Annotated in this window: 10 protein-coding genes; 3 read left to right on the forward strand and 7 right to left on the reverse strand. The window is 59.6% G+C overall.

The window, feature by feature from the left end; all coding sequences use genetic code 11:
- Window positions 1–7: 7 nt before the first annotated feature.
- From I3J13_RS18665 to I3J13_RS18695, 7 genes are all read right to left on the reverse strand, one after another.
- Complete coding sequence (locus tag I3J13_RS18665) at window positions 8–1,213, reverse strand: pyridoxal phosphate-dependent aminotransferase (protein ID WP_196379740.1); 1,206 nt, start codon at window positions 1,211–1,213, stop codon at window positions 8–10.
- Window positions 1,213–2,829 carry a hydantoinase B/oxoprolinase family protein gene (locus I3J13_RS18670; RefSeq protein ID WP_196379741.1) on the reverse strand — a complete coding sequence of 539 codons (1,617 nt, stop codon included), beginning with the start codon at window positions 2,827–2,829 and terminating at the stop codon, window positions 1,213–1,215. The genes I3J13_RS18665 and I3J13_RS18670 overlap by 1 nt, the downstream gene beginning before the upstream one ends.
- A 3-nt stretch (window positions 2,830–2,832) precedes the next feature.
- Window positions 2,833–4,911 (reverse strand): hydantoinase/oxoprolinase family protein, encoded by a 2,079-nt coding sequence (locus tag I3J13_RS18675; RefSeq protein ID WP_196379742.1) that lies wholly within the window; start codon window positions 4,909–4,911, stop codon window positions 2,833–2,835.
- Entirely contained in the window at window positions 4,908–6,584 is a 1,677-nt protein-coding gene (locus tag I3J13_RS18680) for a thiamine pyrophosphate-binding protein (protein WP_196379743.1), read from the reverse strand. The genes I3J13_RS18675 and I3J13_RS18680 overlap by 4 nt, the downstream gene beginning before the upstream one ends.
- Complete coding sequence (locus I3J13_RS18685; RefSeq protein ID WP_080853775.1) at window positions 6,574–7,200, reverse strand: SDR family NAD(P)-dependent oxidoreductase; 627 nt, start codon at window positions 7,198–7,200, stop codon at window positions 6,574–6,576. The genes I3J13_RS18680 and I3J13_RS18685 overlap by 11 nt, the downstream gene beginning before the upstream one ends.
- Window positions 7,201–7,302: 102 nt before the next feature.
- Window positions 7,303–8,043, reverse strand: coding sequence for an SDR family oxidoreductase (locus I3J13_RS18690; RefSeq protein WP_196379744.1), 741 nt, complete (start codon window positions 8,041–8,043; stop codon window positions 7,303–7,305).
- Entirely contained in the window at window positions 8,036–8,785 is a 750-nt protein-coding gene (locus I3J13_RS18695) for an SDR family NAD(P)-dependent oxidoreductase (protein ID WP_059757544.1), read from the reverse strand. The genes I3J13_RS18690 and I3J13_RS18695 overlap by 8 nt, the downstream gene beginning before the upstream one ends.
- Window positions 8,786–8,882: 97 nt before the next feature.
- Between I3J13_RS18695 and ydiJ the strand changes: the two genes are divergently transcribed.
- The 3 genes from ydiJ to I3J13_RS18710 all read left to right on the forward strand — a co-directional run bounded on the left by ydiJ (window position 8,883) and on the right by I3J13_RS18710 (window position 13,339).
- Window positions 8,883–11,936 (forward strand): D-2-hydroxyglutarate dehydrogenase YdiJ, encoded by a 3,054-nt coding sequence (ydiJ, locus tag I3J13_RS18700; protein ID WP_196379745.1) that lies wholly within the window; start codon window positions 8,883–8,885, stop codon window positions 11,934–11,936.
- Window positions 11,937–11,983: 47 nt separating this feature from the next.
- Window positions 11,984–12,715, forward strand: a complete 732-nt coding sequence (locus I3J13_RS18705; RefSeq protein WP_196379746.1) for a FadR/GntR family transcriptional regulator — start codon at window positions 11,984–11,986, stop codon at window positions 12,713–12,715.
- Window positions 12,716–13,033: 318 nt separating this feature from the next.
- Window positions 13,034–13,339, forward strand: a complete 306-nt coding sequence (locus tag I3J13_RS18710) for a hypothetical protein (RefSeq protein ID WP_196379747.1) — start codon at window positions 13,034–13,036, stop codon at window positions 13,337–13,339.
- Window positions 13,340–13,463: the final 124 nt, after the last annotated feature.

The following is a 13,463-nucleotide window of genomic DNA, read 5'->3' on the forward strand; positions in this document are numbered from 1 at the left end:
TCCTGTCTTAGCTTTGCAGTCTGGAAACGGCGGCGGCAATGCGGGCGATAGCATCCTGGAGGATGACTTCAGATGTCGCGGTGGAAATACGGAAGAAGGGCGACAGGCCGTAGGCCGCACCCGGTACGGCCGCGACATGAGCCTCGCGAAGAAGATAGGTCGCAAAGTCGCTGTCATTGGCGATCGTGGCGCCTTCCGGCGTCTTCGCACCCATAAGCGCCGCGCAACCGATATAGGCGTAGAACGCGCCTTCCGGCGGATCGAGCGTCAGGCCTTCGATGGCGGAAATTCCGCGCACGACGAGGTCCCGGCGGCGCTCGAACGCCTCACGGAAGCGGCTGACCTCTTCCTGGGGTCCTTCGAGCGCAGCTTGCGCCGCGATCTGCGCCACCGCCGCAACCGATGTGCAGGACTGGCTCTGCACTGTCGACATCGCCTTGATGAGGTCCTTCGGACCAGCGGCATAACCGACACGCCAGCCGGTCATCGCATAGGCCTTGGAAACGCCGTTGACGATCAGGCTGCGGTCGCGCAGGTCCGGGCAGGCCTTGCCGAAGCTGACGAAACTGCGGCCATCGAAAATGATGTGTTCGTAAATCTCATCGGACATGACGAGAACTTGCGGATGGCGGGCGAGAACGACGCCGAGCGCCTGAAGCTGCTCCTCGCTGTACACTGCGCCGGACGGATTGCCCGGCAGGTTGAGAAACAGCCATTTCGTCTTCGGTGTGATTGCTGCTTCCAGCACCTCGGGCGTCAGGCGAAAGCCGTCTTCGGCGCCGCAAGCCGGTGTCACCGGCACGCCGCCGAAGAGCTTCGCCATTTCCGGATAGGAGACGAAATAGGGAGCGGGAAGAATGACCTCGTCGCCCTCGTTGACGGTCGCCATCAGAGCATTGAAGATGATCTGCTTGGCGCCGTTGGCAACGGCGATCTCGTCGAGGGCAAAATCAAGTCCGTTCTCGCGTTTGAACTTGGCAACGATGGCGCGGCGCAGCTCCGGCGTGCCGGGTGCGGCCGTATAGAGCATCCGGTTTTCACGGGCCGCCTTGAATGCCGCCTCGGTCACATGCGCCGGGGCGGAAAAATCGGGTTCGCCGAGACCAAGATCGATGACATCGACCCCGGTGGCGGCCAGATCCTTGGCTGCCTGTGACACGGCCATCGAGGCCGAAGGTTTTACCGCCGCAAGACGGTCTGCAATCCTCGTCATCATTTCGTCTCCGTCACATAACCCTTGCGGACATCTTCGACCTTCGCCGCTTCGCTGCGCTTTTCCGGATCGCCAAAACCGCCCCCGCCCGGCAAATGCAGGACCAGCCTGCGTCCGGAGGGCACATGCTGCCATCCTTTCGGCCGCAGCAATGTTCCGTCATCCAGCATGGCCTTGCCGGGCTTTCCCGGTTCGCCGCCATCGCGACCCGCCGCCGGTGTCCCGATGCGGTCGAACATGGCGGAGAAGTCGAACTCATGGCCATCGGCCGGCGCGATCTCGATGATCTGACCGAGACCGCCGCGATATTCGCCGTCGCCGGCGGAATCCGGACGCAATTCCTTGCGCCAGACGACAATCGGTCCGGTATGTTCCGTCGCCTCGATCGGCATCGTATGGACACCGGAGGGGAAGGCCGTTGCAGACAGTCCATCAAGGCCCGGCCGCGCGCCCATGCCACCCGAATTGAACATCAGCACCTCGGCGCGCCGTCCCTGTGCACCGGCAACCGGCCGGGCGGAAATATGGATGTTCCATAGCGCTGCGGCGCCTTCGGCGAGGATTTTTCCCGGCAGCGCCTTTGCAAGCGCGCCAAGCACAAGGTCTGGCACCATGTGTCCGATCACGTGCCGAACAGAAACCGGAGCCGGGCGCTCGGCGTTGAGAATATTGATCGGAGAGGAAACATTGAAGACGGCAAGCGAAGCCGCATTGTTGGGAATGTCGGGGGCGACGACGCATTTCAGCGCGTAGCAGGCATAGGCCTTCGTATAGATCAGCGGCACATTGATGCCCCACCGGCTCATCGCGTCCGTGCCGGAAAAATCGACATCGACCGACGTGTTGCTGATCGTTACCTCGGCAGCCAGATTGATCGGCTCGTCGTAACCGTCAGTCAGAAGCTCGTTTTTCCATGCGCCTTTCGGCAGGGCGGCAATCCGCTCCATGATCGCTGTGTGCGTGCGCGCGAGGATGAAAGCGCCAAGCGTTTCGAGATTGGGAAGGCCGATCTCGTCCAGCATTTCGATCAGGCGACGATGGCCGACGTCATTACAGGCCGCTAGCGAGAAGAAGTCGCCAATGACCTGGTTCGGCTCGCGAACATTGAGGCGCAGTATCTTCAGCAGATCCCTGTTCACCTCGCCGCGCTCGGCGAACTTCATGATCGGGATCTGGATACCTTCCTCATAAACCGACTTGCCATCGGCGCCAAAACCACGACCGCCGACATCGACGACATGCGCCGTGCAGGCGAAGAAGCCGATCAGTTCTTCTCCCTTGAAAGAAGGAGAAACCATGGTGATATCGTGAAGATGGCCGGTGCCCTTCCAGGGATCGTTGGTGACGTAGGTGTCACCCGGATACATCTCGTCGCGCGGAATTTCCGCGATGAAGTGCAGCACGGCCTCGGCCATCGTGTTGACATGGCCCGGCGTGCCGGTCACGGCCTGCGCCAGCATTTCACCCTTTGCGTTGTAGACACCGGCGGAAAGGTCGCCTGCCTCGCGCACCGAGGTCGAAAAAGCGGTGCGCAGCAGCGTCATCGCCTGTTCTTCGACGACGGAGATCAGCCGGTTCCACATCACCTGCATGCGGATTTCGTCAAGCTGGCTCATGGATTACAGTTCCTTTCGGATCAGAAGGATGGTGCCGTCGCTCTGGACGATGGCGTCAAACGGCGAGGTGACGATGGTCGAGGTTTCACGCTCGACGATAACCGCCGGACCGGTAACACGCTCGCCGACCCTGATCGTCGAGCGTTCCACGATAGCTGTTTTAAGGGGTGCTCCCGCGGCTGGATCGAACACATCGCGCGTGACGGGGGTGTCAATCGAGCTGCCGGCGGAGATCAGCGCATGGCGCTCACTACCGGGGCGCACATCCTGCGCCTTGACGGAGAATGTGACGAATTCGATTTCGGGCCCCTCCACTGCCCGGCCGAAGAACTGGGCATAGCGCGCCCTGAAATTCTTCTCGATCATGGCGCGGTCGGAAGCCTGGAAATGACGATCCGGCAGGCTGACCGGAATTTCCCAACCCTGGCCGCGATAGCGCATGAACGCCACCACCTCGCGGCTGATCTTGCCAGCTGTGCCTGCGCGCACGAAACCCTCGGCGGTCTCCTTGAGGTCGTCCAGCAGCGTGTTGAGCCGGGCGGTATCGAAGGCCGCCAGGCCCATGATTTGCGAACCGACCGCCTCATAACCGAAGGGAGCCTTCAGGAAGCCGATCGCCGACCCGACACCGGCGCCCTGCGGGATGAGGCAGCGGTCGACGCCGAGCTTTTCGCAGAGCCGCGCGGCGTGCAGGGGTGCGGCACCGCCAAAGGCGATCATGGTGTTTTCCGAGATGTTCTTGCCGTTTTCAACCGCATGGACGCGGGCGGCATTGGCCATATTCTCATCCACCACCTCAACGATACCGAAAGCAGCCGAAAGCGGATCGAGCCTGAGCTTGTCGCCGACGTCGCGGGCTATCGCGGCGGACGCCTTCGCGGTTGACAGCTTGATCTTGCCGCCGGCGAAATTGTCGGGATCGAGCTTGCCGAGAACAAGGTCGGCATCCGTGATTGCCGGCCGCTCGCCCCCGCGCTGGTAACAGGCGGGACCCGGCTCGGACGCGGCCGATTCAGGCCCCGCCTGAATGCGTCCCATGGCATCGACCCAGGCGATCGAGCCGCCGCCAGCGCCGATCTCGATCATTTCAATGACCGGGATGGAGATCGGCATGCCTGATCCCTTGCAGAATCGGTAGGTGCGCGCGACCTCAAACGTCCGGGCGGTCTGCGGCTGGAAATCCTCGATGAGGCAGATCTTTGCCGTCGTCCCGCCCATGTCGTAGGAGACCACCCGCTGAAGATCGAAGCGGCGCGCCACATCCGCTGCGAAAATCGCACCGCCGGCCGGACCGGATTCGACCAGGCGCACGGGAAATTCGGCCGCCGTCTCTACCGAGACGAGGCCGCCGCCGGAATGGATCATGAAGACCGGGCAGGAGGCGCCCATTTCCTTAAGGCGGACCTGGAGACGATTGAGATAGTCGGCCATTTGCGGGCGCACATAGGCGTTTGCACAAACAGTATTGAACCGTTCGAACTCGCGCATCTGCGGCGAGACCTCGCTGGAGATCGAGATCGGCAGATCGAGTGTTCGGGCGAGAATTTCGCGGGCGCGGCGTTCATGGTCCGGGTTCATGTAGGAATGAATGAAGCCGATGGCGACGGCGCCGAAATCTTCCGCGGCGATCCGTCTGGCGATTTCCTCCAGCGCCTGCTCGTCCAGCGACTGAAGTTCCGTACCCTGCGCCGAGATGCGGCCCTTGACCGGGAACCGGTCTTCCCGTGGAATCAGCGGTTTGGGCAGAACGAGATCGAGATCATATTGCTCGAAGCGGTTCTCCGTACGCATCTCGATAACGTCGCGAAAACCCTCGGTCGTCACCAGCGCGGTGCGCGCGCCACGACGCTCGATCAACGCGTTGGTGGCAAGCGTTGTACCGTGAATGATCAGCTCGATCTGCGAAATGGCGATACCAGCATCGCGGATGACGATGTCGATACCGTCCAGAATGGCCTGTTCGGGCGCTGCATAATTGGTCAGAACCTTGGTCGAATACAGCGTTCCCCGCACGTCGAGAGCGATATCGGTGAACGTACCGCCGATATCTGCGCCGAGGCGGATGTCGTTTCCGATGGTCATGCGTTTTCCTTCTTGGCAAGCGCGGCCTGGCGCATTTCGGAAAGGGTCTGTCTCGGTGTCAAAGCTTCCGGCGAGATATCAAGATCGAGAAGCGCACCGGTTCTGGAGGAAAGCGCACGCTCGAAAGCTTCTGCGAAGTCAGCCGTCGCCGTCACCCGCTCGGCATGGAAACCATATGCTTTGGCAAGAGCGACAAAATCCGGATTGACCATTTCGGTTCCCGAGACGCGGGCCGGATAATGGCGCTCCTGATGGGCGCGGATCGTGCCGTATATGCCGTTGTTCAGCAGAAGGATGATCGGCTGTGCTCCGTGTTGCAGGGCCGTTGCAAGCTCCTGGCAGTTCATCTGGAAATCGCCGTCACCGGCAAAGCAGACGACTGTGCGCTCCGGGAAGGCAACCTTGGCGGCAATGGCTGCCGGTACGCCATAGCCCATCGCACCGGATTGCGGGGCGAGAAGCCGGGCCCTCTGGCCGAACCTGAAGAACTTGTTCGGCCAGACGGTGAAGTTGCCCGCGCCATTCGTCAGGATGACGTCTTCCGGCAAGACCTCGTTGAGATAAGCGGTGACTTTGCCCATATCGACCGGCGACGGCAGACCCTTGAGGTGAAACCCTGCCTCGTAAGCAGCGCGGCCCTTCTTTCGCCACTCGGCCCATGGCCCCTTGACCGGTTCGAGCGCCGAGAGCGCTTCGGCAAAGGCATTCGGGCCGGCGTGGATACCGAGTTCAGGCTGGTAGATCTTGCCGATCTCCAGATCGGAACCGTGCACGTGGATGATGCGCTGACGCGGCTGCGGGACGTCGAACAGCGTATAACCATCGGTGGAGTTTTCACCGAAGCGGTTATTGATCGCGAGGATCACATCCGCATCGCGCAGCAGTTCCTTCACCGATGCAACCATACCCACTCCGGCTTCGCCGCAGAAAGTGACGGAAGCGTTGTCATACTGGTCCTGATAGCGAAACACAGAAACGACCGGGATATCGGATGCTTCCGCAAAAGCCTGAAGGCGCTTGGCCGAACCTTCCTTCCAGTTACAGCCACCATAAAGAATGACGGGACGCCTGGCCTGCGACAGCAGCGTCGCAAGGCGCTGCATGGCAAATTCCGAAGGCGCGGCCTCGATGATTTCGGCCGGGCCGGAAAGCGGCGCCTTTTCCGTCATTGACGTCAGCATGTCTTCCGGCAGGGCGATGACAACCGGGCCGGGACGGCCGGTAACTGCCATCGTCCAGGCGCGGGCGACGATTTCGGGAATGCGCTCGACCTGATCGATCTCGACGGCCCATTTCGCCACCGTTCCAAACGTGGCCTTGTAGTCCACTTCCTGAAAGGCTTCCCTGCCCTTCATGTCGGTGCCGACCTGGCCGACGAACAGGATCATCGGCGAGGAATCCTGCATGGCGGTGTGAACGCCGATCGAGGCATTGGTGGCGCCCGGGCCACGGGTGACGAAGCAGATGCCGGGCTGCCCGGTCAGCTTGCCATAGGCGGCAGCCATGAAAGAGGCGCCCCCTTCATTGCGACACACGACATAGTCGAGCCTGCCGACCGTATCATGCAATGCGTCCAGCACGGCAAGATAACTCTCTCCCGGCACTCCGAAGCCTTTGCGCACACCGAGCGCCAACAGGCATTCGACCAAAAGCTGCCCACCATTACGTAACATTGCGCGTTCCCTGATGATTGTGAGCGTCGGCTTTGTAGCGTAAAGGCGCCAGACCGACGGTTTCCAGATGTTCGAGAATAGAGGCGACCAGCGAATGAAACGGAGGTTTTTCGCAAATGATCGACTGGGCAGTAATGCCGACGTCGGCCAGTTCGCCTTGAAGGGCGTCCACAAATGCATCATTCGCGCCGGCTACGCTTCGCTCCAGGATCGACGGGCTTTCGCCGGAGTGAGGCGAAACCACAAACAGAGCGCCAAGCCCCTGCTCCTTCATCGCCGGCAGGACCAACCGCGTCAGGTGAAACATTGCGGAGAGGTTCACTTCGAGAGCCATGTCTATGTCGGCTTCCTGAAGCTTCTCAAAAGCCTTTTCGGTGGGCCACCGCAATGCGGCGTGCACGACGATATCGGGTTTCATACCCTCGACGATCACCCGCACCGCTTCACGATCGGTCAGATCGATCGCCATGGGAAGCACGCCGAAATCGCTGCGAAGCTCTTCCAGAACCAGCCTGTCGCGCCCAAGGGCGCAAGTTTCATAGCCGGCACAGGCAAGTGCCGCCGCCACCGCACGGCCCGCCCCCCTTGTTGCTCCTGTTACAAGTGCCCTCGACATCGATCACCCTCATATTTGCAAAGATGATGACCACATCGCCGCACCGGCGAAATCAAGAAAATGAAAAACTTCGACAAGTAATGCTTGTTGCTGCGAGCATCCCTACTCCTGAAATTTGACCATCGTACCGCCGCCGGTCGCCTGGTCTGTCGGGAAAACCTCGATGCGTGCGACATCGACAAATACCGGAAGCTCAATCGCGCTGACGATGATCGATGAAACATGCTCCGGCTGAACAGGACGATAGCCGTCATAAAGCAGCGTGCGGGCAGAGTTTCCTGCCATTGCCGTCCGATAGAGGTCCGTTTGGACCCGTCCCGGCACCACTTCGGTTACCCTGACAGACGTCCCCAGAAGATCGCATCGCAGGTTGTCACAGAAGAGGCTGAGACCCGCCTTCGATGGGCCGTAGGCGCCCATGTTCGGATATGGCGCCTGACCACCGCTCGAGCCGATGTAAACCAGATGACCGCGCTTGCGTTCAACCATGCCCGGCAGGAGCGCCCGTGTGAGATGCATCGGCGCCTTGAGATTGACATCGATCATCGCGTCGATCTCGGCGGGATCGATCTCGTGGAACGTCGCACGGGTGGAGAGGATGCCCGCATTGTTGACAAGAACGTCGATCTCTACGCCCTTGACGGCATCTGCGATCCTCTCAGTCTCCCGCACATCCGCCTGAACCGCGATGACACCTTTTTCAGAGGACAGTTCATCGAGCTGTTCCCGGTTACGGCCGATTGCATAGACCGTCAGGCCGCGCCGGGCGAGTTCAAGCACTGTGGCCTTGCCGATGCCGCTGGTCGCCCCTGTGACGACGGCGTTGCGGTAGATGTCAAACATAGATGTAGCCCCCGCTGATGACGACGTTCTCGCCAGTCGCGTAGGTATTGCGGCTTGACGCCATCATGACGATCCATTCGGCCATTTCGACAGGCTCGGCGGCGCGACCCAACGCACTCGCCTTCGCAAGCTCGGGAAGAAAGCCGAGTTCCTTGGCGCGATCGGTGGCAAAACCCGCAGGTGCAACGGAATTGACGAGGATCTGATCTTTTGCGACTTCCGCGGCGAAGGATTTGGTGAGGCTGACGACTGCCGCTTTTGTTGCGGCATAGTGAGCGTTTTGAGGGTGCGCTTTAAAAGCATCGACAGACGTCACGTTGACAATACGGCCGGTCACTTCCGGCGCATTGACATGCTGGCGCATATGAAGAATGGCCGCCACCATCATATGATACGTGCCCTTGACGTTGATGGCGTTTTCCAGATCCCATTCCTCGTCGGTGATTTCAAGGATCGGCTTGCGAGGATAGATCGCCGCACTGTTGATCAGGCAATGCACCCTGCCCAGCCTCTCCGCAATCTCGTTGAAGCCCCGGTGAGCGGTCTCAGATCTGGCGATATCAGCAACCGACGTTGCGACTTCCACACCGAGGGCCCGCAAAGTCTCCGCCGAAGACGCGAGCAATTCCGCATTTCTATCGATGAGGCCAATCCTGGCAACGCCGTGAGACGCCATGAGCTTTGCCGTCGTCAGGCCGAGACCCGAAGCTCCGCCAACGATGACTGCTGTTTGATCTTTCACGTTCCACCTCTCTATTTCAGTTGCGCCGCCTTATTTGTATGTTATCACTTATATGCCAAGTTAATCCAACCTCAAGTAAATTTTTCTGCGAAAACCCATGATCCCAAGGCTGCAGACGAGTGACGCCCCTCTTGCCGATACCGCCGGTTTTTTTGAACGTCTCGTAGAGGCAGGGTTTTCCGGCGACGCCGATGCCGGTGCTGCATCGCGCACCGTTTTCTCGACGGACAATTCCATCTACCAGGTGGAGCCGTCGGCCGTGGTGTTTCCCAAGGATGTCGAGGACATAAAAATCCTCATGCGCGTCCTTTCCGAAACACGCTTCGAAAAAATGCAGGTCGTCGCACGCGGGGGCGGCACGGGAACGAATGGCCAGTCTCTGACAACCGGGCTCGTCGTTGACTGTTCGCGGCACATGAACAGGATACTCGAAATCGACCCGGCGCGCAGGATCGCACGCGTGGAGGCCGGCGTCGTCAAGGACCAACTCAACGTCGCGCTCAGGGAACACGGCCTTTTCTTCGCTCCGGAACTGTCCACATCCAATCGAGCGACAATCGGCGGCATGGTATCGACCGATGCGTGCGGTCAGGGTTCATGCCTCTACGGGAAAACGAGCAATCATGTCCTCGGGCTTAGAGTGATCCTGAGTGACGCAACCGACTGGTGGTCCCACCCGCTCGATGACGCTTCGCTCGCCAAAATCATGGCCCGCACGGATCGCATTGGGCAGATCCATCGTACAATCGACCGCATCGCGCGGGATGACGGCGCCAGAATCGCAGAGGTTTTCCCCCGGCTCAACCGGTACATGACGGGATACGACCTGGCGCATATCCGTCGCGACGACGGACGCTTCGATCTCAATGCCGTCCTCTGCGGATCCGAGGGCACGCTGGCTGTCATCGCCGAAATCGAACTCAACCTGCTGCCAATTCCAGAGCATTCGGCGCTCGTGAATGTTCGTTATGCCGATTTCAACGCCGCCCTGGAAGACGCCCGGCGCCTCACCGAGCTTAACGTGGCCTCTGTCGAGACCATCGACGAAAAGGTGCTGGGCTTGGCGAAAGGCGACATTGTCTGGAGCAGCATTGCCAGATTTTTCCCCGATGATGGAGAGCATTCAACAAACGGCATCAATATCGTTGAGGTGCTGGCCGACAACCCGGCGGAGTTGCGCCTGAAAGTCGAGGCCGTGACGTCTGCATTGCAGGGTGAGGCCGAAATTCGCAGCAAGGGCCACACCATCGCTTCGGCTGCTGCCGATATCGAGGCGATCTGGAACATGCGCAAGCGGGCCGTTGGCCTTCTGGGCAATGTGGATGGGCCGGTTCGTCCCGTTGCGTTCGTCGAAGACACAGCGGTTCCTCCGGCCAACCTCGCCGCCTACATCAGGGAGTTTCGTGCGCTGCTCGATGGAGCCGGCCTTTCCTACGGCATGTTCGGCCACGTCGACGCCGGGGTCCTTCACGTTCGCCCAGCCCTTGACCTGACGCGCAAAGACCATGTGCCGCTTATTCGCGAGATTACCGACGCCGTCGTTGCCCTCACGCGCAAGCATGGCGGCGTTCTTTGGGGCGAACACGGAAAGGGCGTCAGATCCGAATATGTTCCCGAGTTCTTCGGCGACCTTTACCCGCGTCTGCAGGAAATCAAACGGGCGTTCGATCCGGCCAACCGCCTCAATCCCGGCAAGATTGCAACGCCTGACAATGAACCGCTTATGAAGATCGACGACGTGCCCCTGCGGGGCTCCGTTGACAGGGAGATTGGCAATAACATCCGCGCCGCCTTCGACAATGCCGCATATTGCAATGGAAACGGGGCCTGCTTCGATTTCGATGCGACGAGCCCGATGTGTCCGTCCTACAAAGCGACCCGGAACCGTATCTACTCACCGAAGGGCCGTGCTGCATTGATGCGTGAATGGCTGCGGCTTCTCGCCGAACGGGGCGTCGACCCGAGGAGGGAAGCTGAAAGACTAAGCAAATCTGGAAAGGCGCTGGCATTTGTCAGGCGCACGTTCAACACACTCAATCCGGCCAATCGTTCCGACTTCTCGCATGAAGTGCGGGAAGCCATGGATACCTGTCTTGCCTGTAAGGCATGCGCGGGCCAGTGCCCGGTAAAGGTCAACGTGCCCGCTTTCCGCTCGAAGTTTCTGAACCTTTATTACGGCCGGTACCTGCGGCCTTTGAAGGATCCGCTGGTCGCCAGCATCGAGAACACCCTGCCGCTCATGGCCAGGTTTGGCTCGCTTTATAATCTGCTGGTTTGCAGTTCACCCGGCCGGGCCGTTATGAGGCTGGCAGGTCTCACAGCGCTTCCCGGCCTGGCGTCCTCACCGCTCCCGCGCCTGGCAGCGCGTATGGGGGTCGAAATCGCAAGGCCGGACAGGATCGAGTCGTTGCCTCCGGATCAACGAGAACGCGTCGTCATTTTCGTGCCTGACGCCTTCACAGCCCATTTTGATCCGTCCGTGGGCGTTGCCGCGATAGAGGTTGCGCGATTGCTCGACTTGATCCCGTTCGTCGCACCGCCCCTGACGAACGGCAAGGCGCTGCATGTCCACGGTTACCTCGACCGCTTCAGAAAGGCAGCTTCGAAAACCTCGGGCGAGCTTCAACGGCTTGCGGCAACCGGCGTTCCATTGGTTGGTCTCGATCCGTCCATGACGCTCGCTTTCCGCAGCGAATACAGGGAGCTGAATGGTGGAAACACGTCAACGCATGTGCTCCTTCCACAGGAATGGTTGGCGGATGTCACCAAGCTGAAAGATACGGCGGGAGTGACCCGGAGTGGCCGGCAATTCAGACTGTTGCCGCACTGCACGGAGCGCACCAATGCGCCCTCCTCGTCGATGCAGTGGAAAACGATTTTCAACGCCTTCGGCATGGATCTGCAAATCGCAAACACAGGCTGCTGCGGGATGGCGGGAACCTTCGGACATGAAGTGCGCAACCGCGACATATCCGAAAAACTATATGGGATGAGCTGGTCTGCCGAAGTCGCGCGCTCCGACGATATGGTTACAATGGCAACGGGCTATTCATGCCGCTCTCAGGTGAAGGAAATCGATCGGAGGCGGCTCCCGCATCCCCTGGAGACGCTGTCGGATGCCTTAAAAACGATGCGTCGCAAAGTGGAATGATATGTGATATGTGTTAAATTTAACCGATAGGTGAGCAGGGGCATCCATTGTCGATCATTACGCAGCGCGGCAATCTGGCGGAAATCGTTGTTGCAAAGCTCAACGAGCGCATCGACTCAGGCCTTTATTCCGCAGGAGAAAAGATACCATCCAGCGCCCAGCTTTGCGAGGAGTTCGGCGTATCGCGCACGGTCATTCGCGAAGCGCTTATGTCGCTCAAAGTTTCCGGCAGGGTCATAGCACGCCAGGGCGCAGGCGTGTTTGTCACAGACAAAGACGCAAAGACACTGAACTTTGAGATCAGCCGGATAGAAGACATTCGTTCAGCAATGCAGATTCTCGAATTGCGGCTTGGCGTCGAAATGCAGGCGGCAGCTCTCGCTGCAACGCGCCGAAGTCCGGAGGCGCTGGCAGAGATCGCACGAGCCTACGATCACCTTGAGGCACTTGAAACTGAAAGCGCTGAAATCGAGGCTCGCGCCGATTTCGAATTCCACCTTGCGATTGCGCGGGCCACACGCAATCCGCACTTTCCAAGCTTTCTGGAAGCGGTGATGGAGAATATCAACTTCGAACTGGTGTTCAAACATCGCCAGTCATCGCGCGCCTACCAGACCTATCTCAAAAAAATCAACAAAGAGCACGCGTCCATATTGTCCGCCATCACTCAGGGCGACGCCAAAGGCGCCAAGAATGCAATCGCAGCCCATCTTGAGGAAAGCCTCAATCGATATCGTGCATTGCTGGACGAGCCGGCAAGCAGCGAAGCTGCGGAGTAATTGGGGCGAGGCGTGTTTCTGGATAGCCAAACCAAAGAGGACTGGGTCAAAGAACGACTCGGCCAACTCGAGGCTGCGAAGCTCTTGCCCGGCTCGAGAGACTGACGGAAAACTTACTGGCCAAAAGCATCGAAGGCGAAGAGCATCCCTAGAAACGGCAGCAAACCTTTTGTGCGACGCAGCCCCGCGAGCCGTTGAAGGCCGAGTTCATTGGAGGGAGATCGAACGCTCGCTGGATAGATACAGCGTCATACAAAGTTTGAGTTGACCCTCCTGGACGGTGAGGCGACACTTGAAAGCCGAAACAGGGGGGAAACGATGGATAAGCCACAACGATGGCGCCATATGGCAAGCGCGCCGAAAAACGGAGATCGGATTCTCATCACGATACGGTCGTCCGAACAAGGGCCGTCCCAGGTAGACCTTGCGTATTGGTCGAAGGGCGACCAGTACGGTTCAGAAGGCTGGCGTGCCTCGGACTCTTCGCCGGGGCGGATCATCGAATACTCGGAGCCGGAGTTGAAGTGCTGGATGCCTATGCCCTCAGCCAATATCGATGGCCTTATGATGCCCGCTCCCTGGGAAGGCGAGGACGCCCGGGAGCTTGATGGGTCTGGGATCTGAGGTTTCCTTCGGACAAACGAACGTCGTCGGCATCAAAATGAAAGCATTGCTTCCCGCCATACATGCCGAATGATGTCGGCCTGCTTTCCGCGAAACGTATCGTGGCCATAGACGGTCTTGAGAA

Origin of the sequence: Agrobacterium leguminum, from assembly GCF_015704895.1 — a bacterium.
GTDB lineage: Bacteria > Pseudomonadota > Alphaproteobacteria > Rhizobiales > Rhizobiaceae > Agrobacterium > Agrobacterium leguminum.

Coding starts and splice junctions, on each gene's coding strand:
- I3J13_RS18665 (WP_196379740.1), bottom strand. CDS start 1,213: ATGACGAGGATTGCAGACCGTCTTGCGGCGGTAAAACCTTCGGCCTCG.
- I3J13_RS18670 (WP_196379741.1), bottom strand. CDS start 2,829: ATGAGCCAGCTTGACGAAATCCGCATGCAGGTGATGTGGAACCGGCTG.
- I3J13_RS18675 (WP_196379742.1), bottom strand. CDS start 4,911: ATGACCATCGGAAACGACATCCGCCTCGGCGCAGATATCGGCGGTACG.
- I3J13_RS18680 (WP_196379743.1), bottom strand. CDS start 6,584: ATGTTACGTAATGGTGGGCAGCTTTTGGTCGAATGCCTGTTGGCGCTC.
- I3J13_RS18685 (WP_080853775.1), bottom strand. CDS start 7,200: ATGTCGAGGGCACTTGTAACAGGAGCAACAAGGGGGGCGGGCCGTGCG.
- I3J13_RS18690 (WP_196379744.1), bottom strand. CDS start 8,043: ATGTTTGACATCTACCGCAACGCCGTCGTCACAGGGGCGACCAGCGGC.
- ydiJ (WP_196379745.1), top strand. CDS start 8,883: ATGATCCCAAGGCTGCAGACGAGTGACGCCCCTCTTGCCGATACCGCC.
- I3J13_RS18710 (WP_196379747.1), top strand. CDS start 13,034: ATGGATAAGCCACAACGATGGCGCCATATGGCAAGCGCGCCGAAAAAC.